Source organism: Shimia sediminis (assembly GCF_003990645.1).
Classification (GTDB): Bacteria; Pseudomonadota; Alphaproteobacteria; order Rhodobacterales; family Rhodobacteraceae; genus Shimia; species Shimia sediminis.
This window is the reverse complement of sequence record NZ_RYZK01000009.1, coordinates 37,949-58,247: the sequence shown is the minus strand read 5'-3', so window position 1 is coordinate 58,247 and position 20,299 is coordinate 37,949. Positions and strand designations below refer to the sequence as shown.

Here is a 20,299-nt window from a genome sequence, read left to right as displayed (position 1 = left end):
GCGTCGGTGTTTGGGACCGACGCGGGGCACGTAAATGAGGCGTGCGGTAGGTCGGACAAGATTGTCCGACCTACGGGGCAAGCGTTTGCCGCGATAAAATCCGCGGCGAGGATTCTCAGCTGGCTTTGGGCTGGATGCGGTTCACGTGGCCCATCTTGCGGCCTTCTTTGACCTCGGTCTTGCCGTACATGTGCAGGGCGTTGTTGCCTTCGCGCAGGATCTGCGGGATCTGGTTCACGTCGTCGCCGATCAGGTTCTCCATCACAACATCATTGTGGCGCTGGCCATCCCCCAGAGGCAGGCCCGCGACGGCGCGGATGTGTTGTTCGAACTGGTCGACGGCACAGCCATTTTGGGTCCAGTGGCCCGAGTTGTGCACGCGCGGGGCGATCTCGTTCACGATCAGGCCCTGACGGGTGACGAAGAGTTCGACGCCCATGACGCCAACGTAATCGAGTTCGTTCAGGATGCGCGCCGCGAGCAGGACGGCGTCCATACGCTGGCCTGCCGTCAGCGTGGCGGGCACGGTGGTGGTGCGCAGGATGCCATCGCGATGCACATTCTCGCCGGGATCGAAACAGGCGACCTCGCCGGTCAACCCGCGCGCGGCAATGACCGAGACCTCGTGGGTGAAATCGACGAAGCCTTCGAGGATCGCCGGGGCATCGGCCATGTCGGAGAGGGCGGAGTCGATGTCGTCAGCGGATTTCAGGCGGGCCTGGCCCTTGCCGTCATAGCCGAAGCGGCGGGTTTTCAGGATCGCGGCGGTGCCAAAGGCTTCAAGGGCCGTTGCCAGGTCATCGCGCGAGGTGATGTCAGCGAAGGGGGCGGTTTTGAGGCCGAGCCGTTGCAGGAATTCTTTCTCGACCAGACGGTCCTGGCTGACGCGCAGCGCCTCGCGACCCGGGCGGATCGGGCGGTGGGCTTCGAGGACGTCGAGGGCCGAGGTCGGGATATTCTCGAACTCGTAGGTGATGACATCGACTTCGGCGGCAAAAGCTTTGAGCGCGGCTTCATCCTCGTAAGGGGCGGTGGTGACCTTGTGGGCAACCTGACCTGCGGGCGGGTTGGCGCCGGGCTCGAAGATGTGGGTCTGGTAGCCGAGGCGGGACGCCGCGACCGAGAGCATGCGACCAAGCTGGCCGCCGCCGAGAATGCCGATTGTGGCGCCGGGCAGGAGGGGATCAGTCATCTTGGGGCTCATCCGGGATCGAGGCCGAGAGCGCGTCGCGCCAGGCGTCCAGTTTGTCGGCAAGGGCTGTGTCCTGCAGAGCCAGAATGCCTGCGGCCATCAGGCCTGCATTCGAGGCCCCCGCGGCGCCGATGGCCATGGTGGCGACGGGGAAGCCTTTGGGCATCTGTACGATGGAATAGAGGCTGTCCACACCCGAGAGCGCGCGGGTCTGGACCGGCACGCCGATCACCGGCACGCGGGTTTTTGAGGCCATCATGCCGGGCAGGTGCGCCGCGCCGCCAGCGCCCGCGATGATGACCTGCAGACCTCGGCCAGCGGCCTCTTTGCCATAGGTCCAAAGGCGGTCGGGCGTACGGTGGGCCGAAACGATCTTGGATTCGTAGGCAATGCCCAGCTCGTCCAGAATATCCGCTGCCAGTTTCATGGTGGGCCAGTCAGACTGACTGCCCATGATGATGCCAACCTTGATGTCCGTCATATTCGCCTCTGCCAGATATGAAGCCCGGTTTATAGAGCATTGCGCATTTTCCGCAATGCGGCGCTGTGGCCTAATTTGCAAGGGGATGGCCCGGTTCTCAGGCGATGATATCCGGGGTCAGGCGGTCTTCGATCAGGGCGATCAGATCCTTGAGCCGGAGCTTTTGCTTTTTCAGGCGCTGGATGGTCAGCTGATCGCCGGTGCCGCGTTCGACCAGAGCGGTGATCGCATCGTCGAGATCGCGGTGTTCCTGTTTGAAAACTTCGAGTTCTACCCGCAAGACGTCATCCGTCTTCATCGACAGGTCGTGTGGGGCATTCATGAGTTTGTTTTCCTTGTCGACTCGTTGGTCAAGAATAGCCTGACTCAGAGTGTCTGCAAAGCCCTTGCGCTTGGTCAAATTGGCACCCATATTCCTAGGGAAGGGTCGCCAGAACGGGGCCTGAGAAATGGACTGTCGCTTAAGTCAAGGACGTGTCGATGACAAAACACACTTTGGGGTCATACCCGCATATGCTCGGCTTTGAGCAGTTGGAACGCCTTTTGGAACGCACCGCGAAAACGGGCAACGAGGGCTATCCGCCTTTCAATATCGAACAGACGTCGGATTTGTCTTATCGGATCACGCTGGCCGTGGCCGGTTTCCGCGAGGAAGATCTGTCGATCACCGTCGAGGACCGCCAACTGGTGATCCGGGGGCGTCAGCAGGATGACAGCGCGGATCGCGTGTTTCTGCATCGGGGTATTGCCGCGCGGCAGTTCCAGCGCTCTTTCGTGCTGGCCGACGGGGTCGAGGTGGGCGAGGCGGCCATGGAGAACGGCCTGCTGCATGTCGACCTGACCCGGTCACGTCCCGAAACCGTGGTGCAAACCATCCAGATCAAGAAAGGGTAAGCCATGCACGAGACATATGATTTTGCCGAGACGACCGAAAACCGCATCGTTTACGTGCGCCAAGTGGCTGTGGCCGACCTGCCGCAGGATGTGCAGGAGCAGGTGGCAGACACGGATGTGCTCTATGCGGTTCATACTGCGGATGGCGAGCGGCTGGCGCTTGTGAAAGAGCGGAAACTGGCCTTTTCACTGGCGCGGGAACATGATTATGCGCCGGTGCCCGTGCACTGAACAGAGTGCCGGTTGGATGTTGGAATGAGAAAAGGCCGCCCGGAAAGGCGGCCTTTGTCAGTTCTATCAAGGTGTCGCTGGATTACCCTGCGATCAGGCCCATGCTTTCCAGCTTGAGGATGACCTGATGGGCGCAGTTGTCGACGTCGACGTTTTCTGTCTCAACGCTGAGTTCAGGATCGGCAGGCACATCATAGGGGTCCGAGATGCCGGTGAATTCCTTGATCTTGCCTTCGCGCGCCAGTTTGTAGAGACCTTTGCGGTCGCGGCGCTCGCATTCCTCGATCGAAGTGGCAACGTGCACTTCGATAAAGGCACCGAATTGTTCGATGTCTTCGCGCACGGCGCGGCGGGTGGTGGCATAAGGCGCGATGGGCGCACAGATGGCGATCCCGCCGTTCTTGGTGATCTCGGAGGCCACATAACCGATGCGGCGGATGTTAAGGTCGCGGTGCTCTTTCGAAAAGCCCAGCTCGCTCGACAGGTTTTTCCGCACAATGTCGCCGTCCAGAAGGGTCACAGGGCGACCGCCCATTTCCATCAGCTTGACCATCAGTGCGTTGGCGATGGTAGATTTGCCCGAGCCCGAGAAACCGGTGAAAAACACGGTAAAGCCCTGTTTCGAACGCGGCGGTTTGGTTTTGCGCAGTTCTGTCACCACCTCGGGGAACGAGAACCACTCGGGAATTTCCAGACCTTCGGCCAGACGGCGGCGCAGTTCGGTGCCCGAGATGTTCAGGATGGTGACGTCATCCTTGTCCTTGATCTCGTCCATCGGCTCGTATTGGGCGCGTTCCTGAACCCAGACCATGTGTTTGAAGTCGACCATTTCGATGCCGATTTCGTCCTGATGCTCGCGGAACAGGTCCTGCGCGTCGTAGGGGCCGTAGAAGTCTTCACCGGCCGAGTTCTTGCCGGGGCCGGCGTGGTCGCGGCCAACGATAAAGTGGGTGCAGCCGTGGTTTTTGCGGATCAGGCCGTGCCAGACCGCTTCGCGTGGGCCAGCCATGCGCATGGCGAGGTTCAGGAGCGACATCGACGTGGTCGACGCCGGGTATTTGTCCAGAACCGCCTCGTAGCAGCGCACGCGGGTAAAGTGATCGACGTCGCCCGGTTTGGTCATGCCGACAACCGGGTGGATCAGCAGGTTGGCTTGGGCTTCTTTCGCGGCGCGGAAGGTCAGTTCCTGGTGTGCGCGGTGCAGCGGGTTGCGGGTCTGGAAGGCCACAACCTTGCGCCAGCCCAGCTTGCGGAAATAGGCGCGCAACTCGTTCGGGGTGTCGCGACGTGCGCGGAAATCGTAGTGCACGGGCTGTTGGATGCCGACAACAGGGCCACCCAGATAGATTTTGCCCGCGTGGTTGTGCAGGTAGTTGACGGCGGGGTGGGCGTCGTCGTCCGCGCCAAAAACCTTTTCGGCTTCGCGCGCCTTGTTGGGCTCCCAGCGGTCGGTGACGGTCATGGTGGCGAGGATCACGCCCTCTTGGTCGCGGAGCGCAATGTCCTGACCCAGTTCGAGCGAGGCGGCAAAGTCTTCACCCACGTCCAGCGTGATCGGCATCGGCCAGAGCGAGCCGTCGGCGAGGCGCATGTTTTCCACAACGCCATCATAGTCTTCTTCGGTCAGAAAGCCTTTGAGCGGGTTGAAGCCGCCGTTCATCAATAGTTCCAGGTCACAGATCTGACGCGGTGTCAGGTCATGGCTGACAAGGTCTGCGGCTTCGACTTTGAGCTTCTGGGCGCTCTCGTAAGAGACATACAGCTCGGGGATGGGAGCAAGGTTGTTTTGCATTGGGTGGGTCCTGTGTTTGACGGGGGCAAGCCCGCTTGCAGTTCCAGTAAGTTCCGCATGCAACGCGTTGTATTCCGCGAGCTTGCGAGCGAGAAATTGATCTGTGAGCCGGGACTTTTCCGCCGCGCCGCGAGCGGTCAGCGTATAGGCAAAGCGCTGGCGCTTGTCAGGGCCGTCACGTTCGCTGATCGAGATCAGCCCGATGTCCGCCGTCGTGCGCAAGAGCGCGTTCAGACGCCCCAGCGAAATCCCCAAAGCCGAGGCCGTGGCGCGCTGGGACGCACCCGGCGCCGTATCGAGCTGGCGCAGGAGGCGAAAGAGCAGGTCTTCCTCTTGGGGATCAGATTTTGTCACGGGGTGCGACATTGGGAAAAGACTCAAAGTATGTTCACGCGTGAACACATTTCACAGCCGAGCGGTTTTTGGAAGCCCTAATTTCTGCAACTGGCAGGTTTTTGCACGCGTTGCATGGTTGCAACGCAGGGTTTCATCACGACGGCTGCATCAGCTCCGGAACACGGCTGGCTCGTTCCATCGCCAGCGCACGGACAGGATGGGCCACACCGCGAAGGGTGAGTGTGACAAGCTCCAGGGTGTCTACGTCGATACCTGCGGCCTTAAGCAGGGCCTCTGAGGCCAAAAGCTCGACGCCAAGCCCCTTGGTTTCGCCCTCAAGACGGCTTGCGGCGTTGACCGTGTCGCCAATGATGGTGCGGGGTGCGTTTTCGGCAGCGCCAATTTCGCCCAGCACCAGCTCTCCGAGGTGCAGACCCATGCCGATGCGGACCGGTTCGGCCTTTTCCATTGCAAGCGTCTTGTTAAAGGTCTCGAGAGCCGAGCTGATACCCGCTGCAGCCCGCAGTGCGGCGCGGGCAGACAGTTCTTCATTGTCGAGTTCGAACAACGCCAGAAGCCCATCGCCAAGGTATTTGTCAACGGTACCGCCCGCCCCGGTGATCGAAGGCACGATGGCGTCGAAGAAACGGTTCAGAAGGAAGACCACGTCATAGGGCAGTTGCCCGGTGGTGCGCGCAGTAAAGCTGCGCATGTCGAGAAACAGGATGGCCAGTCGCCGTTCCTGACCAAGGCTCTCATGCGCCCGCGCACGCTGCCCGTCGGGGCGGAACACGCGCAGTACGGTGGCCGGGTCCGTCGGGCGGATCTGACAGGCGAGGCGCGCATTGGGCGGGGCGTTGGCGGCGCGCAGGCTGGCCTCTTCCTCGGTGCTGGGGGGATGCAGCAGGTCGGCGCCTTCCTCGACCACAACGCGGCAGGTGGTGCAGCGTCCCCGACCGCCGCATAGCGCCATATGCGGCACACCGGATGCGCGCGACATTTCGAGCAGGGTCATGCCGCGCTGCCCGTGAATTTCCGGTCCATCCACGTAGCGGATACGCAAAGAGTGGCGGTTGCTGGACAGTTTGCGGCCCCAAAAAACCGACAGGGTCAGCAAGAGCACTCCGGCGGCGATCATCAGGCCAGTATCGGTCACCTCTCTGAGGGCGGCAAAGGTTTCAGCGGACGGGAAGTTGTACTGCGCCATGAGGCTGGCGCTTTCCTCGGACCGCAGTAGCCTTTCGGACTGCGCCCGTCCTTGCACCATGAACCCCGCCAGAGCAAAGGCTGGCAACAAGGTCGCGACCGGCAGTGCTACGGGCAAGAGACTTTGCCACCGGGGACTGACGCGCAGCCAGAAATGCAGGCCGATGCACCCGTGTATCCAGACCACCAACAGCAAGACCGCTTGTTGCCAGGCGCTTTTGGTGTTCCAGATCAACCCGGTAAGATAGCCCATCTCGGTTTCGACGCCGAACTGCATACGGGCGACGTTGGTGTGCACAAAATGCACCATCAAAAGGAAAGGAATGCTCAGGCCCAGCAAAATCTGAAGCCCTTCGTTCCAAGGCATTCGCAAAGTGCGGCGGCGCGCCAGACGATAGAGCGCCAGACCCAGATGCGTCAGCAGGGCCGCATAGAGTACTATGCCACCGGGGCGGCTGCTGGGAATGGCCCCGAACAGATCTTGGGAGGCCTCCATCAGCTCGAGAGAAAACAGACCCATTCCCACGCTGAGCAGGTGGAAAAACACATAAGCGAACAGCATCAAACCCGAGACGATCCGTGCCTTGGTTCGCCAGTTGCCTTGCCAGAGCCTGTTCGCCATCTTTACCGCTTCCCATACCTTTTGGGCAGAGTGCGCAACTGGCGCGTTGGGGTCAAGGCGCAGGATATGTGCAACCTGACACAGAAGAGCGGCCAAGGCCCTTGCAAGGGCCTTGCCACCTCAGGCCGAGGACTTAGTCCTGCCCGGCCAGGAAGCGTTCGGCGTCGAGTGCGGCCATGCACCCCATGCCTGCCGAGGTCACTGCCTGGCGATAGACGTGGTCGGTCAGGTCGCCTGCCGCAAAGACGCCGGGGACCGAGGTTTCGGTGCTGCCGGGTTTGACCTGAACATAACCGCCGTTGTGCATTTCCAGCGTGTCCTTGACCAATTCGTTTGCGGGCGAGTGGCCGATGGCGACAAAGACGCCAGCGCAGGGGATTTCGCTGACTTCATCGGTCTTGACGTTCCGGACCTTGACCCCGGTCACACCCAGCGGGTTGTCGTCGCCGACAACTTCTTCCAGCGTGTGGAACCAGAGGGGCTCGATCTTTTCGTTCTTCATCAGGCGGTCCTGAAGGATCTTTTCGGCGCGCAGCTCGTCGCGGCGGTGGATCAGTGTGACCTTGGAGGCAAAATTCGTCAGGAACAGGGCCTCTTCTACAGCGGTGTTGCCGCCACCGATGACCACGATTTCCTGTCCGCGATAGAAGAAGCCGTCGCAGGTGGCACAGGCGGAAACGCCGAAGCCCTTGAATTTCTCTTCACTCTCCAGCCCCAGCCATTTGGCGCGGGCGCCGGTGGCGAGGATCACGGCATCGGCGGTATAGATCGTGCCGCTGTCGCCGGTGGCCTTAAAGGGGCGTTCGGACATGTCGAGGTTGGTGATGATGTCGCCGATGATTTCGCAGCCCATGGCAGCGGCGTGTTCCTGCATTTTCACCATCAGGTCAGGGCCCTGTACTTCGGTGAAGCCGGGGTAGTTTTCAACCTCGGTGGTGGTGGTCAGCTGGCCGCCCGGTTCAATGCCCTGCACCAGGATCGGTTCCAGCATGGCGCGGCTGGCATAGACGCCTGCGGTGTAGCCTGCAGGGCCTGAGCCGATGATCAGAACCTTGGTGTGTTTGGTGTCGGCCATGTCGGCGCCTTTCGTCTTGCATGAGTGTGTCAGCTAGGGGATATAGCCATCCCGCGCCGTGGGGAAAACCCCGCGTCGCTCACAACATCGCAGGGTTGCATTTTGGACAAGAGGTGTAATTGTCGCAAAATGATCTTGCGCTAACACGAAATATTATTGCGCGCGCGACGGGTGGTGTTATAAGAACCGCAAATTCCAGTAAGGCGTTTCGAAAAGCTTGGGGTACAAGTTGACTTCAAAACGCGCACGACATCAATGGGTTCCACGCGTTTCGCCTGATTGTCGTGTCGAAACAATGAGTAGAAACGCTTTAGGAAAGAGTCCCCATGCCCGGTACGCGGCTTGACCCGATCGATCGCAAGATTCTCGCAGAACTTCAGGCCGATGGCCGCATGACCAATGTTGAGTTGGCCAAGAGGGTCGGGATTTCCGCACCGCCCTGCCTGCGCCGGGTGCGGACATTGGAAGAAGCCGGGTTCATTCGTGGCTATCACGCCGACGTTGACGCCCGCGAGCTGGGCTTTGAGGTGCAGGTGTTTGCCATGGTGGGGCTGGTCAGCCAGGCCGAAGCGGATCTGTCGGTCTTTGAAGAACGGTGCCGCAACTGGTCGCTGGTGCGCGAGTGTCACATGCTGAACGGTGAAGTGGACTTTATCCTCAAATGTGTCGCCCCCGATCTGTCGACCTTCCAGACTTTTCTGACCGAAGAGCTGACCAAAGCGGACAATGTGGCCAGCGTGAAGACCTCTCTGGTCATTCGCGGTGCCAAGGACGAGCCGGGTGTGCCGTTTGATATTCTCGAGGAACGCCTGAGCCGCGAGGCCTGAGCGGTTCCTATCCGCAAAAAACAACAGGGCCGCGCCGGGACATCCCGCGCGGCCCTGTTGTTTTACAGGTGAAAGCCTGACTTCAGGCAGCTTTGTCTTGCTCGCCGGCATTGCGCTTGGCGATAAAGGCGGCGCGGCGCTTGCCACGGGCCCAGGGCATCGCAGGGGCGTCTGCCGCGGCGGTTTTGGTAATCGATTGAATGAAACGCTTGTTGCTCGACATTTCGGGTTCTCCTGACTGCGTGTCCCTGATTGCGGAACACTCTGTTTTCTTGCCTTGAAACCAATGTCGTCCCGAATTGGGGCGGAGATACGGCAGGAAAGGTCAGATTTCAGGAAAATACGCGGATGATTTTGGGGCAATTCCCATCAAAGTCGAATGGTCGAGATCAGGCGGCCGTAGTCGGCCTCTCTTGCGTGGGTGGTGCGCCGGTAGGAATAAAACCTGTCCGGGTCGGAGTAGGTGCAGTGGCGAATCCACTCGGCATCGCCGACGCCCGCATTGCGCAGGCGATATAGCCCATAGGACGGCAGGTCGAACATCATGCGATCCGCGTCTCCGCCCGCAAAAAACTGGCTGTTGCCCATGTCTTCGCTCAGGAACGTGTCATAGAATTCGGGGCCGACTTCATAGGCCTTCTGGCTGATCGAAGGCCCGATGACGGCGGAAATGTTGGATCGTTTTGCGCCCAGGCCTTCCATCGCTTCAAGGGTCGCCTCAAGCACACCGTCCAACGCACCGCGCCATCCTGCATGGGCTGCGCCGACGACACCCGCGCGGGGGTCGGCAAACAGAACCGGCTGACAATCAGCGGTCAGGATACCAAGCACGAGACCGGGCGTATTGGTCACCATTGCATCGGCCTTGGGTTTGTCGCCCGTCATCGGTTCCTCAACCACCAACACATCCGGTGAGTGCACCTGATAGACGGTCACCAGTTGCTCGACCGGCGCGTCCATTGCCTCGGCTACGCGACGGCGGTTGATCTCGACAATCTCGCTCTGGTCAGACGAGCCGGTGCCGCAGTTCAGGCCACGGAACACACCCGACGATGCGCCGCCCTTGCGGGTGAAAAAGCCGTGGCGAAATGGCGAGAGCGAGTCCGATGTCAGGATTTCGAGCGTCATGTTTCACATCCGGGTGGGGGGGCGCCGTGGGTGGGGAAAAGCGCCATCACTTTGAACAGGTTTCCCATTTCATCCGGGTGCGTCAAGCGGCGATGCGCGGCGATGTGTGCGTCGAGCTTGTCGCCTTCCATCCGCTGGGCCAACCCTTGGGCGCGGGCAGTGATGCCGAGCCGTTCGAGGAAAACCCCCTGTGGCGTCAGGCGGCTATGACCACAGGGAGAGACCTTGGCGATGGCTTCGAAATCCACATGTGCGGTCAGATCGGCGGTGCCGGGGGCCTCGAAGGGGTCGACGAATTTATGCGCCTTCAGAGCCTGAAGCGTGTCTCCCAGTGAGCGCCAGTCGCCGTAATCGACGATCAGGGCTGCGCCGCCATTCTGTTCGATTCGCTGACCTATGGCTGTGGCAATGGCCTCTACCGCAGGGCAGATTTCGACAAGATCGCCATCCTTGGTGTCATCCAGACGGTGTGCCAGTGCTGATCCATCCAGCATGTCCCCCAAACCCGGTGCCAGCTGACCGTTGCTCAGTCCGACAAGGCGTTCGCGCCAGCCGGTGCCATCACGCTGCAGCTGGCGGATCGGCAGGGCATCAAAGAATTCATTCGCTACGAAGAACAGTGGCAGGTCCTTGGGCAGGCTGTCGACCTCGTCGTGCCATGTGGCATCGGTCCCCAGAAGGGCCCGTTGCTTGTCGCGCAAGGTAGGCGAGGCCTCGATCAGATGGATCTGTGCCGCCTCAGCAAACCCGGGCACAGCACGGGTCACGCGCAGAATGTCCGCCATGAGTGTACCGCGCCCCGGTCCGGCCTCGGCCAGGACAAACGCTGTCGGCGCGCCCTGATCCAGCCAGCTTTGTGCCAGCGAGAGGCCCAGCATTTCGCCGAACATCTGCGAGATTTCCGGCGCGGTGGTAAAGTCCCCCGAAGCGCCGAGAGGATCACGGGTGGCGTAATAACCGAACTCGGGGTGCAACAGGCACTCGGCCATGTAGTCGGCCAGGGTCAGCGGGCCTTGGGTTGTGATGCGCTCGATCAGTTGCGTCTTGAGGTCAGACACGCCGCGCCCTCGCGATCAGCCAGGCGCCGAGTAGGATCATGGGCAGCGACAGGAGTTGGCCCATGGTCAGCCCATAGCCGCCCACATGCAGGGCGAGACCCAGTGGGTTTCCCTCGCTGATGAATTGCGCGTCGGGCTGGCGGGCAAACTCGACAAGGAAACGCGCAAGGCCATAGCCGGCAAAGAAGATGCCAGAGGTCAGGCCGGGGCGTTTCAGAGCGCCGTGTTTCCATGCGGCCCAGATGAGCACCGTCCCAAGAACAACGCCTTCGAGCAGGGCTTCGTAGAGCTGCGAGGGGTGGCGGGCGCAAATCTCGGCGACGGCCTGGCCGCAGTCTTGTGCGCCGTAGCCGGGAAAGGCGACGCCCCAGGGCAGGTCGGTGGGACGGCCCCAAAGCTCGGCGTTGATGAAGTTGGCGATGCGGCCCAAGAGGAGGCCGGGCCAGACGCCGAGGACAAGAACGTCCGAGGTGGTGAGGCGGGGGATGGTCTGGCGGCCTGTGAAAATCCAGGCTGCAAAGATGAAGCCCAGCATGCCGCCGTGAAAGGACATGCCGCCCTGCCAGATTTTCAGAATGTCTGCGGGGCGCGCGAGGTAGTCGCTGAATTGGTAAAACAGCACATAGCCCAGACGCCCGCCGAGAATCACACCCACAATCAGCCAGGTCAGCAGGTCTTCGGCCTGTTTGGCATTCATCGGTGCGCCGGGGGCGGCCCAGAGGCGCGGCTGTTTCAGGGCGGCGACCACGATCCGCCAGCCGATCACGATACCGACGATATAGGCCAGCGCGTACCAGCGCAGGGCAAAGTCGAAACCAAAGAGGGAGATCGAGAAAATCTCGGGTGAAATCTCGGGGAAGGGGATCATCGCAAGCATGGCCTCTGTTGGCCATGGAGGCGCGGCGAAGTCAACCATTGTGCCGGTGCCAATTGCACCCCATATAGAGGGCAAACAGAGGCCGGAGACGGAACATGCAGACCCGCAACAAGATCATGGATGACATTTCGCAACTGATGACCAACGCCATGGGCGTGGCGCAGGGTGCGAAGGATGAAGCCGACAATGCCCTGAAATCGATGATGGACCGCTGGCTGGCGGACCGCGATTTCGTGACACGCGAAGAATTCGACGCGGTGCGCGCGATGGCGCAAAAGGCACGCGAAGAGAACGAAGCACTCAAGGCCCGAATAGAGGCGCTAGAAAACAAATAGGCGGATGGGGCGCCGGATGCGCCCTTTCCCAAATTCCGGATATTTCCCGGGGTGAGCGCCTGATGGCGCGAGGGGCAGGAGCCTCTCAACCGTCTGATCGGCGTGCGAGCTTCCCGGGTTTCAGGGGCAGGCGGACTAATTTGTGGCCAAGGACATTTCCAACATTTTTTCCGTACATGGGCTGACCAAGGTCTATGGCGAGGGCGAGGCGGCAGTGCATGCCCTGCGCGGCGTGGATCTGGATATCCCTAAAGGTGAGATTGTCGTGCTTTTGGGCCCTTCCGGGTCGGGCAAATCCACGCTTTTGAACATCATCGGAGGGTTGGATCGGGCTACAGACGGCGAGGCACTGTTTGAAGAACAGAGCCTCAGCACCATGTCGGACCGCGACCTCACCCGGTATCGGCGCGACCACGTGGGGTTTGTGTTTCAGTTCTACAACCTCATGCCCTCGCTGACGGCGCGCGAAAATGTCGAGCTGGTAACCGAGATCGCCGACGATCCCATGGATGTGGACGAGGCGCTGCGGCTTGTGGGTCTTGGCGAGCGCATGGATCACTTTCCCGCGCAGATGTCCGGGGGCGAGCAGCAGCGGGTTGCGATTGCCCGCGCCATTGCCAAGAATCCGACAGTTCTGTTTTGCGATGAACCCACGGGGGCGTTGGATTCCAAGACAGGCCGCGCGGTGCTGCATGTGCTGAACGACGTCAACGCCAAGCTGGGCGCCACGGTGATGATTGTCACCCACGCTGCCGCGACCGCCGCCATGGCCCACCGGGTGATTCACTTTGCGGACGGAGCGATCCGCAGCGTCGAGACCAACGAGACGCGCCTCAGCCCCGACGAGATTGAATGGTGAGAACATGAGCGCGTTGAACCACAAGCTGCTGCGCGACCTTTGGCGGATCAAGGGTCAGGCCGGGGCGATCGCGCTTGTGGTGGCCGTGGGCGTGATGCTGCTGGTGATGATGGCGGGGATGCTGTCATCTCTGGTTGAAACGCGCGCCGCTTATTACGAGCGGTATCGGCTGGCCGACGTCTTCGCGCCGGTAACGCGTGCGCCTCTGAGCATGCTCGACAGGATTGCGGAGATCCCCGGCGTGGCAGCAGTCGAGGGCCGGGTCCAGGGGGGCGCGTTGATCGACATGGCGGGTCAGGCTTTGCCGGTGCGGGCCAGCGCCGTCTCATTGCCTGCGCACCGCGTGCCAAAGTTGAATGCCATCTACTTGTCAGAAGGGCGCATGCTGTCGCCGACCCGCACCGAAGAGGTGATCGTGTTGCAGAGCTTTGCCGACGCGCACGGGCTGCGGTTAGGCGATGAGTTGACCGCCACGATGTACGGCGCGCGCCGGTCGTTTCGTATTGTCGGCTTTGCCATGGCGCCCGAGTACCTGTTCACCACGGCCCCCGGTGAATTCGTGCCTGACAGTGCACGATTTGCAGTGTTGTGGATGAACGAAGAGGCGCTGGCCGCGGCTTATGACGTGGAAGGGGCCTTTAACGAGGCGCTGATTGCGCTGGAGCGTGGCGCGCGGGTCGAGCCCGTGATGGCGGCTGTGGATGCGCTTTTAGACCGTTATGGGTCACTCGGGTCTTATGAACGCGCGGACCACATGTCGGACCGCTTTATTTCAGAGGAAATCGAAGGTCTGCGCGCGACTGCGGTGGTGGTGCCGCCGATCTTCATGGCTGTTGCGGCCTTTCTGCTCTACATCGTCATCACCCGTCTGGTGCAGTCTGAACGCGAACAGATTGGTCTGATCAAGGCGTTTGGCTACACCGACTGGGAGGTTTCCTGGCACTATTTCAAGATGGTTCTGGTGATCGCGATCCTTGGCGCATTGTTGGGCAGTGTGTTGGGGATCTGGGCAGGGCGCTACATGGCGCTTGTCTATCAAAAGTTCTATCATTTTCCGTTTCTCGTGTTTCGTGTGGACGCATCCAGCTTGATGATGGGGGTCAGTGTTTCGGTTCTGGCGGCTTCGGCCGGTAGCCTTGTTGTGCTGAGCCGGGTGTTCCGGCTGACGCCTGCAGTCGCCATGCGGCCGCCAGCGCCGATGGATTTCTCACGCTCAGGGGCCATCAATGAGCGCCTGAAAAACTGGCTCGACCAACCCAGCCGCATGGTCCTGCGACGGATTTTCCGCAATCCGGGGCGCATTTTTGGGTCCGTTATCGGGATCGCTGTCGGCATGGGGTTGTCGTCTGCGCAGATGTCGGTCTTGTCGGGGTTTGACGAAACTCTGGATCTGACATTTGGCGTCATCGACCGCTCGGATGTATCGGTGAGCTTTTTTGAACCAATGCCAGCCAAGACGGCCTTTGATCTTGCGCATTTGCCCGGTGTGATCGAGGTCGAACCCACGCGGGGCGTCAGCGCGGTTTTGCGAAATGGTCTGCATACTTATCGCGGCGCCGTTACGGGGCTGGTTGATCAGGCGCAGCTCAACCGCGCTGTGAACAAGGACATGTCCGATATCGTGCTGCCGGAGAACGGTGTCGTTCTGGCCAAGCCACTGGCAGATATCCTGCAAATTGCGCCCGGCGATACGCTGGTGGTGGAGGTGCTTGAAGGCAAGCGCCCTGTGCTGGAAGTGCCCGTGGCGTCGATTGCGGAAACGCTGCTGGGCTCGCCGGCTTTCATGCGCATGGACAGCCTCAATCGCGATATGGCTGAGTGGGGCCGTGTCTCTGCCGCCTATCTCAGGGTCGACAGCGATCAACTTCCCGCCCTCTATGCCGCGCTCAAAGAGATGCCTTCGGTGGCGGGCGTCACCCGCCGCGAGGATGCGCGTGCGGCCATTGAGACACTGATGGACAGCGGCGCGGGCTCGATGCGCTATGTCATGGTGGCGATTGCCGCGATTATCACCTTTGGGATTGTCTACAACGCGGCCCGCATCGCATTTGGCGAGCAATCGCGTGATCTCGCCAGCCTTCGGGTGATTGGGTTCACCAGGGGGGAAACAGCGTTCGTGTTGCTGGGTGAGTTGGCAATTGTGGTTTTGCTGGCCATCCCGCTGGGCGTGCTGATTGGATACTATCTGTTTTTCCTGATTGCCGCTGGCTTCAGCACCGACATCTACCAAATTCCCACCACCTTTCGGCCCGAGGCTTATGGCATGGCCGGAGCTGCCGTCATTGCGGCCTCGGTTCTTTCCGGCTGGCTGGTGAAACGTGATATTGACAAGGTCGACCTCGTGGCGACCCTGAAGACAAGAGAGTAAAGGTCATGGCCAAGAAACAGTCTCGCAGAATCCTGACCCTAGGGGCCGCCGCGCTAGTTGCTGCAGGGCTTGCTGCCGCCTTTTGGCCGCAGCCGGTGCTTGTGGACATGGGCGAAGTGCGACGCGGGACCATGATGCAGACCGTGGATGAAGAGGCGCGCACGCGGGTGCGTGATCCTTACGTGGTCTCCACGCCCATCGCCGGGCATTTGCTGCGGGTTGACCTGCAACCGGGAGATCAGGTGACCAAGGGCGAGACAATCGTGGCCCGCATGTTGCCAACCAACCCGGCAGCGCTGGATATCCGGACCCGCGAACAGGCCAAGGCGGCGATTGCGGCGTCCGAGGCGGCTTTGCGTGTGGCCGAGGCTGACCTGAACAAGGCCATGGCCGACCGTGATCTTGCGCGCACCGATCTCAACCGGGCGCGTACGCTTTTTCAGCAAGAGAACGTCTCTCAGGCGACATTGGACCGCGCTGTCAGCAAGATGCGGGCCTCAGACGCCGTTGTAGATACCGCCCGGGCGGCGATCTCAATGCGCATTGCGGACCTGAACAATGCCCGAGCGAACCTGATCAGCTTTGACACCGCGGGCCAGAACCGCGCCGCTGTCGCGACCGAAGCCATTGACCTGCCGTCACCGATTACCGGCGTGGTTTTGCAGGTGATCCAGCAAAGTGAAACCATTCTGCCCGCCGGTGCTCCGGTGCTGGAGGTGGGAGATACCGATACAGACCTGGAGGTGGTTGTGGAGCTTCTCTCGACGGATGCTGTCAAGGTGAACACCGGAGACCGGGTACTGATCACCAACTGGGGTGGCAGCGGAGATTTGAACGGTGAAGTCGAACGTATTGACCCATGGGGGTTCACGAAATACTCGGCGCTGGGCGTGGAAGAGCAGCGCGTCAATGCGGTGATTCAGTTCACGGACCCGCCCGAGAGCCGCGCGTCGCTGGGTCATGGATTTCGTGTGGAAACCCGTATTGTCGTTTGGGAGGTCGCCGAAACCGTGATCGCCCCATCGAGCGCCCTGTTTCGGGACAATGGCAATTGGGCCGTCTTTGTCGTTCAAGATGATGTGACGGCACTTCGGGTTGTTGAGATAGGTGAGAACAATGGTATCGACGCGCAGGTTCTGACCGGCCTCGAGTCTGGGGAAACCGTCGTGCTCTATCCGTCGGCGGGGTTGATGGCTGGGGCCAAGGTTGCGCCGCGTACGGGGCAGTAGACGTAAGGCTCGCAGCGCAAGAATTCTCGGGATTTCACGACACAGGAATGTGACAAACTCTTGTGCGTCGCTCAGAACTATCCACAACTTATTGCGTTATCCACAAATATTTTGCTTTACAGACCGCCGCTTACATACCACCATATCTGGTAAGGAAGGCGCAAAAGTACGCTTTCCCTAGAGCAGGCACCAAGCGCTAGGGGCGCTGCCATTTCCCCGGCGCAAGAGCAGAAAAGAGGTGGGGCCATGGCACTGTCAGAGACATATCTGGAAGAAGACGCGCATCCGATCGACATCGTCGAGCATATTGCCGAATACCACGATTGGAGCTTTGACCGTATTGCAGATGACCAGATCGCCATGGCGGTCGAAGGTCAGTGGCGCACCTATTCGATCACGCTGGCCTGGTCGGCGTATGACGAAACCCTTCGGCTGGTGTGTTCGTTCGAAATGGAGCCACCGGAAGAGAAGCTGCCTCAGCTGCACGAGGTGCTGAACGCCGTTAACGACCAATGCTGGGCGGGCGCCTTCACCTTCTGGAAACCGCAAAAGCTGATGATCTACCGCTATGGTCTGGTTCTGGCGGGGGGCCAGGTCGCGAGCCCCGACCAGATCGACACCATGATCCAGGCGGCGGTGATGAGCGCCGAGAGGTTCTATCCGGCGTTCCAGCTGGCTGTCTGGGGAGACCGCAGCGTTGACGGCGCCATGCAGGTCGCCATTGCAGAGGCCTACGGTCGGGCGTAAACCTTTCCCCCGAGGACAATCAGGGGGACTTCATGTCGATGGATGTTATTGCCGCGCGCGGGCTGGTTTTGCTGGGCTGCGGGAAAATGGGCTCTGCCATGTTGCAGGGCTGGCTGGCGCAGGGTCTGCCAGCCACTTCGGTCTGGGTGCAGGACCCGTTTCCGAGTGACTGGGTCAAAGGTTCAGGCGTACACGTGAATGCGGAGCTGCCAGAGAGTCCGGCCATCGTGCTGGTCGCCGTGAAACCTCAGATCATGGCCGAGGCATTGCCGGTGCTTCAACCGATGGGCAATGGCGATACGATTTTCCTGTCAGTCGCCGCGGGCATCGGCATCTCGCATTACGAAGCGGTTCTGGGCGGCGACACTCCGGTTATTCGCGCCATGCCAAACACACCGGCCGCCGTGGGCAAGGGCATCACCGCGATCATCGGTAACTCCAAGGGCGCGGCGCATCTTGATCTGGCCGAGGCGCTGCTGTCCGTAGTCGGGCAAGTCGTGCGTCTGGAAAGCGAAGATCAAATGGACGCGGTAACTGGCGTGTCCGGGTCCGGGCCAGCCTATGTGTTCCACATGATCGAAACCCTGGCAGCGGCGGGTGAGGCGCAGGGCCTGGCCCCGGAGCTTGCCATGGCTCTGGCCAAGGCCACGGTGGCCGGGGCAGGGGCCCTGGCGGAAGAGGCGGATGACACCCCGTCGCAGTTGCGCATCAATGTCACCAGCCCGAATGGCACCACGCAGGCGGGGCTTGAGGTTCTGATGGACGAGGTCACGGGGCTGCCCGACCTGATGCGGAAAACCGTTGCTGCGGCGGCGGACCGCTCACGGGAGCTGGCCAATGGCTGACGAGATTTCCTTTGATGATTTCCTCAAGGTTGACATCCGTGTCGGCATCGTCACGCGGGCAGAACCTTATCCCGAAGCCCGCAAACCCGCGATCAAGCTGTGGGTCGACTTTGGTGACGAGCTGGGAGAGCGCAAAAGCTCGGCCCAGATCACAAGGCATTACGACCCCGAGCAGCTGATTGGCAAACAGGTCATGGCGGTGGTCAACTTTCCCGCCCGCCAGATCGGCAAGTTCATGTCCGAGATTCTGGTTCTGGGGCTGCCCGATGAGAATGGAGAGATCGTTCTGATCGGCCCTGACATGAAAGTACCAGCCGGGGGGCGTATGCATTGAAAACACTGCTGATTACGCGGCCTCTGCCCGAGGAGGTCGTGTCCGAACTGACCGGTCTTTATGATGTCACGGTGCGGTCTTCGACTGCTCCTTTGGATGAGAGCGAACTGCACGCCGCGCTCAGCGACTATGATGCGGTATTGCCGACCCTGAGGGATAACTTCAGCCGCGAGGTCTTTGAGGCCGTGCCGAACCCGCGCTGCAAGGTGCTGGCGAATTTTGGCGTGGGTTACAATCATATCGATGCAGAGGCGGCGGCTGAGGTCGGGATCGTTGTCAGCAACACGCCCGGCGCAGTCACGGATGCAACGGCAGATACTGCCATGACGCTGATGCTGATGAGCGCGCGCCGCGCCGGTGAGGGCGAACGGCTGGTGCGGGCCGGTCAATGGGACGGCTGGCATCCGACACAGATGCTGGGCATGCATCTTTCTGGCAAGACAGTTGGCATCGTCGGCATGGGGCGTATCGGCGAAGCCATCGCCCGTCGCTGCCACTTTGGTTTTGGTATGTCGGTTGTCTATTTCAATCGCTCGGCCAAGACGTTGGGCTTCAATGCAACACGCGCTGAAACGCTTGGGGAGTTGGCCAGCCGGGTTGATGTTCTTGTTGCCGCCGTTCCGGGGGGCGGTGCAACACGGCACCTCATCAATGCGGAGGTTTTCCGTTCAATGCAGTCTCATGCTCATTTCATCAATATCTCACGCGGGGATGTGGTAGATGAAACCGCCCTGATCGCGGCATTGCAAAGTGGCGAGATTGGCGGTGCGGGGCTGGATGTCTACGAGTTCGAACCGGACGTGCCCAAAGCTTTGCGCGCCCTCGACAACGTGACGCTGTTGCCGCATCTCGGCACCGCAGCGCTGGAAGTACGGGTGAACATGGGGCTGATGGCGGTTGAAAACCTTAAGGCGCATCGCGCAGGCCACGACCTGCCCAATCGGGTGAACTAGGGGCCTCCCATGGCCTCGCGCCAATGGCGGCGGCAGAGGGATACATAGGTCTCGTTGCCGCCGATATGCACCTGCGCGCCCTCACGCAGGGCGTGACCGTCTTGGCCCTGCCGGACAACCATGGTGGCCTTTTTTCCGCAATGACAAATGGTGCGCACCTCGCGCATTTCGTCTGCCAGCGCCAGAAGTGCGGCTGAGCCGGGAAACAGTTTGCCCTGAAAATCGACGCGCAGGCCGTAGCACATCACCGGCACCCGCAGATCGTCCACGGCGCGTGCCAGTTGCCAGACCTGCTCTTCGCTCAGGAACTGTGCTTCGTCGATGAAGACGCAGGCAAAATCGCCCCGGGCCTGCCGGGCTTCGATTTTTTGAAAGAGGTCGTCGCAGTCGTCAAACGTATCCGCGTGTTCGCCAATCCCGATCCGTGAGGCAATCCGACCTTCGCCTGCGCGATTGTCGAAACGCGCGGTCAGCAGATAGGTGTCCATGCCGCGTTCACGGTAGTTGTGCGACGCCTGCAACAGCACGGTCGACTTGCCGGCATTCATGGTGGAGTAGTGAAAGTAAAGCTTGGCCATGGCCGGGTGATAAGACGGCTCAGACCATGGATGCAAGCCGGTTTCGCATGCCTCGGGCACGGGGCCGGGGAAATCCAGAACACGACTTCCCCGGACCTGCCGTAACTCACACCCTGCTTTCCCGAGACAGTGCCTCATGGGGATGGTGGAAAGCAAAACACTCACAAAACCGGCAGCGCGCCCCATGACCGAAAAATGCCACGTTGGTAGGCGACCCCATGCGAATGCCCTAGTCCGAGAGAGCGGACATCCGATCGTCCGCGACATTTCGCGAACACTTTACAAATGACAAAAACCTCCTAACCCTTTAAGGGGAAACGACTGTGTGATTT

The 20,299-nt window shown here is 60.7% G+C and carries 22 protein-coding genes; 11 read left to right on the top strand and 11 right to left on the bottom strand.

All coding sequences use genetic code 11. The annotated features are described in order from the left end of the window. Positions 1–115: 115 nt before the first annotated feature. From EK369_RS16695 to EK369_RS16685, 3 genes are all read right to left on the bottom strand, one after another. Positions 116–1,192: a 5-(carboxyamino)imidazole ribonucleotide synthase gene (locus EK369_RS16695; RefSeq protein WP_127115403.1), complete on the bottom strand. Its 1,077-nt coding sequence runs from the start codon at positions 1,190–1,192 to the stop codon at positions 116–118. Further along, positions 1,185–1,673, bottom strand: a complete 489-nt coding sequence (gene purE / locus EK369_RS16690) for a 5-(carboxyamino)imidazole ribonucleotide mutase (protein ID WP_127115402.1) — start codon at positions 1,671–1,673, stop codon at positions 1,185–1,187. Before purE ends, EK369_RS16695 begins: the two co-directional genes overlap by 8 nt. Before the next feature lie 97 nt (positions 1,674–1,770). Continuing rightward, complete coding sequence (locus EK369_RS16685; RefSeq protein WP_127115501.1) at positions 1,771–1,995, bottom strand: YdcH family protein; 225 nt, start codon at positions 1,993–1,995, stop codon at positions 1,771–1,773. A gap of 158 nt (positions 1,996–2,153) precedes the next feature. Here EK369_RS16685 and EK369_RS16680 point away from each other — a divergent pair, with 158 nt between their 5' ends. Further along, entirely contained in the window at positions 2,154–2,567 is a 414-nt protein-coding gene (locus tag EK369_RS16680) for an Hsp20 family protein (RefSeq protein WP_127115401.1), read from the top strand. Positions 2,568–2,570: 3 nt separating this feature from the next. After that, positions 2,571–2,798 carry a DUF1150 family protein gene (locus EK369_RS16675; RefSeq protein WP_127115400.1) on the top strand — a complete coding sequence of 76 codons (228 nt, stop codon included), beginning with the start codon at positions 2,571–2,573 and terminating at the stop codon, positions 2,796–2,798. An 82-nt stretch (positions 2,799–2,880) separates the two neighbouring features. Here the strand turns inward: EK369_RS16675 and EK369_RS16670 are convergent, their stop codons facing one another. From EK369_RS16670 to trxB, 3 genes are all read right to left on the bottom strand, one after another. Next, a complete protein-coding gene (locus tag EK369_RS16670) occupies positions 2,881–4,956 on the bottom strand; it encodes a bifunctional sulfate adenylyltransferase/adenylylsulfate kinase (protein WP_127115399.1) in 2,076 nt (691 codons plus the stop codon). A gap of 124 nt (positions 4,957–5,080) precedes the next feature. Next, a complete protein-coding gene (locus EK369_RS16665; protein ID WP_127115398.1) occupies positions 5,081–6,754 on the bottom strand; it encodes an adenylate/guanylate cyclase domain-containing protein in 1,674 nt (557 codons plus the stop codon). Between the two features lie 133 nt (positions 6,755–6,887). Further along, positions 6,888–7,829 carry a thioredoxin-disulfide reductase gene (gene trxB, locus EK369_RS16660; RefSeq protein WP_127115397.1) on the bottom strand — a complete coding sequence of 314 codons (942 nt, stop codon included), beginning with the start codon at positions 7,827–7,829 and terminating at the stop codon, positions 6,888–6,890. Positions 7,830–8,155: 326 nt separating this feature from the next. On the opposite strand from trxB, the gene EK369_RS16655 reads away from it, so the two are divergent. After that, complete coding sequence (locus tag EK369_RS16655; protein WP_127115396.1) at positions 8,156–8,656, top strand: Lrp/AsnC family transcriptional regulator; 501 nt, start codon at positions 8,156–8,158, stop codon at positions 8,654–8,656. An 82-nt stretch (positions 8,657–8,738) separates the two neighbouring features. Here EK369_RS16655 and EK369_RS21840 read toward each other — a convergent pair whose 3' ends face one another. The 4 genes from EK369_RS21840 to lgt all read right to left on the bottom strand — a co-directional run bounded on the left by EK369_RS21840 (position 8,739) and on the right by lgt (position 11,719). Continuing rightward, complete coding sequence (locus EK369_RS21840) at positions 8,739–8,879, bottom strand: hypothetical protein (RefSeq protein WP_164727025.1); 141 nt, start codon at positions 8,877–8,879, stop codon at positions 8,739–8,741. Positions 8,880–9,025: 146 nt separating this feature from the next. Then, positions 9,026–9,784: a peptidoglycan editing factor PgeF gene (gene pgeF / locus EK369_RS16650; RefSeq protein WP_127115395.1), complete on the bottom strand. Its 759-nt coding sequence runs from the start codon at positions 9,782–9,784 to the stop codon at positions 9,026–9,028. Continuing rightward, positions 9,781–10,842, bottom strand: a complete 1,062-nt coding sequence (locus tag EK369_RS16645; RefSeq protein ID WP_235871458.1) for a class I SAM-dependent methyltransferase — start codon at positions 10,840–10,842, stop codon at positions 9,781–9,783. Before EK369_RS16645 ends, pgeF begins: the two co-directional genes overlap by 4 nt. Continuing rightward, positions 10,835–11,719, bottom strand: coding sequence for a prolipoprotein diacylglyceryl transferase (gene lgt / locus EK369_RS16640; RefSeq protein WP_127115499.1), 885 nt, complete (start codon positions 11,717–11,719; stop codon positions 10,835–10,837). Before lgt ends, EK369_RS16645 begins: the two co-directional genes overlap by 8 nt. 95 nt (positions 11,720–11,814) lie before the next feature. Between lgt and EK369_RS16635 the strand changes: the two genes are divergently transcribed. The 8 genes from EK369_RS16635 (at position 11,815) to EK369_RS16600 (ending at position 19,389) form a co-directional block, all read left to right on the top strand. Continuing rightward, positions 11,815–12,054: an accessory factor UbiK family protein gene (locus EK369_RS16635; protein ID WP_127115394.1), complete on the top strand. Its 240-nt coding sequence runs from the start codon at positions 11,815–11,817 to the stop codon at positions 12,052–12,054. 142 nt (positions 12,055–12,196) lie between these two features. After that, the gene (locus tag EK369_RS16630) at positions 12,197–12,913 is read left to right on the top strand and encodes an ABC transporter ATP-binding protein (RefSeq protein ID WP_127115393.1); all 717 of its coding nucleotides are present in this window, start codon (positions 12,197–12,199) and stop codon (positions 12,911–12,913) included. A gap of 4 nt (positions 12,914–12,917) precedes the next feature. Further along, on the top strand, positions 12,918–15,281 hold the full coding sequence (locus tag EK369_RS16625; protein ID WP_127115392.1) for an ABC transporter permease: 2,364 nt from the start codon (positions 12,918–12,920) through the stop codon (positions 15,279–15,281). A gap of 5 nt (positions 15,282–15,286) precedes the next feature. Then, positions 15,287–16,510, top strand: a complete 1,224-nt coding sequence (locus EK369_RS16620) for an efflux RND transporter periplasmic adaptor subunit (RefSeq protein ID WP_127115391.1) — start codon at positions 15,287–15,289, stop codon at positions 16,508–16,510. Between the two features lie 246 nt (positions 16,511–16,756). After that, positions 16,757–17,257 (top strand): type III secretion system chaperone family protein, encoded by a 501-nt coding sequence (locus EK369_RS16615; protein ID WP_127115390.1) that lies wholly within the window; start codon positions 16,757–16,759, stop codon positions 17,255–17,257. A gap of 32 nt (positions 17,258–17,289) precedes the next feature. Beyond that, a complete protein-coding gene (gene proC, locus EK369_RS16610) occupies positions 17,290–18,102 on the top strand; it encodes a pyrroline-5-carboxylate reductase (protein WP_127115389.1) in 813 nt (270 codons plus the stop codon). Further along, a complete protein-coding gene (locus EK369_RS16605; protein WP_127115388.1) occupies positions 18,095–18,436 on the top strand; it encodes a tRNA-binding protein in 342 nt (113 codons plus the stop codon). Before proC ends, EK369_RS16605 begins: the two co-directional genes overlap by 8 nt. Beyond that, positions 18,433–19,389: a 2-hydroxyacid dehydrogenase gene (locus tag EK369_RS16600; RefSeq protein WP_127115387.1), complete on the top strand. Its 957-nt coding sequence runs from the start codon at positions 18,433–18,435 to the stop codon at positions 19,387–19,389. The genes EK369_RS16605 and EK369_RS16600 overlap by 4 nt, the downstream gene beginning before the upstream one ends. Here the strand turns inward: EK369_RS16600 and EK369_RS16595 are convergent. Continuing rightward, the gene (locus tag EK369_RS16595) at positions 19,386–19,967 is read right to left on the bottom strand and encodes a thymidine kinase (protein WP_127115386.1); all 582 of its coding nucleotides are present in this window, start codon (positions 19,965–19,967) and stop codon (positions 19,386–19,388) included. The genes EK369_RS16600 and EK369_RS16595 overlap by 4 nt on opposite strands. Positions 19,968–20,299: the final 332 nt, after the last annotated feature.

Coding starts and splice junctions, on each gene's coding strand:
- proC (WP_127115389.1), top strand. CDS start 17,290: ATGTCGATGGATGTTATTGCCGCGCGCGGGCTGGTTTTGCTGGGCTGC.
- lgt (WP_127115499.1), bottom strand. CDS start 11,719: ATGCTTGCGATGATCCCCTTCCCCGAGATTTCACCCGAGATTTTCTCG.
- EK369_RS16620 (WP_127115391.1), top strand. CDS start 15,287: ATGGCCAAGAAACAGTCTCGCAGAATCCTGACCCTAGGGGCCGCCGCG.
- EK369_RS16670 (WP_127115399.1), bottom strand. CDS start 4,956: ATGTCGCACCCCGTGACAAAATCTGATCCCCAAGAGGAAGACCTGCTC.
- trxB (WP_127115397.1), bottom strand. CDS start 7,829: ATGGCCGACACCAAACACACCAAGGTTCTGATCATCGGCTCAGGCCCT.
- EK369_RS16675 (WP_127115400.1), top strand. CDS start 2,571: ATGCACGAGACATATGATTTTGCCGAGACGACCGAAAACCGCATCGTT.
- purE (WP_127115402.1), bottom strand. CDS start 1,673: ATGACGGACATCAAGGTTGGCATCATCATGGGCAGTCAGTCTGACTGG.
- EK369_RS16665 (WP_127115398.1), bottom strand. CDS start 6,754: ATGGCGAACAGGCTCTGGCAAGGCAACTGGCGAACCAAGGCACGGATC.
- EK369_RS16685 (WP_127115501.1), bottom strand. CDS start 1,995: ATGAATGCCCCACACGACCTGTCGATGAAGACGGATGACGTCTTGCGG.
- EK369_RS16625 (WP_127115392.1), top strand. CDS start 12,918: ATGAGCGCGTTGAACCACAAGCTGCTGCGCGACCTTTGGCGGATCAAG.
- EK369_RS16595 (WP_127115386.1), bottom strand. CDS start 19,967: ATGGCCAAGCTTTACTTTCACTACTCCACCATGAATGCCGGCAAGTCG.
- EK369_RS16605 (WP_127115388.1), top strand. CDS start 18,095: ATGGCTGACGAGATTTCCTTTGATGATTTCCTCAAGGTTGACATCCGT.
- EK369_RS16615 (WP_127115390.1), top strand. CDS start 16,757: ATGGCACTGTCAGAGACATATCTGGAAGAAGACGCGCATCCGATCGAC.
- EK369_RS21840 (WP_164727025.1), bottom strand. CDS start 8,879: ATGTCGAGCAACAAGCGTTTCATTCAATCGATTACCAAAACCGCCGCG.
- EK369_RS16680 (WP_127115401.1), top strand. CDS start 2,154: ATGACAAAACACACTTTGGGGTCATACCCGCATATGCTCGGCTTTGAG.
- EK369_RS16635 (WP_127115394.1), top strand. CDS start 11,815: ATGCAGACCCGCAACAAGATCATGGATGACATTTCGCAACTGATGACC.
- EK369_RS16655 (WP_127115396.1), top strand. CDS start 8,156: ATGCCCGGTACGCGGCTTGACCCGATCGATCGCAAGATTCTCGCAGAA.
- pgeF (WP_127115395.1), bottom strand. CDS start 9,784: ATGACGCTCGAAATCCTGACATCGGACTCGCTCTCGCCATTTCGCCAC.
- EK369_RS16695 (WP_127115403.1), bottom strand. CDS start 1,192: ATGACTGATCCCCTCCTGCCCGGCGCCACAATCGGCATTCTCGGCGGC.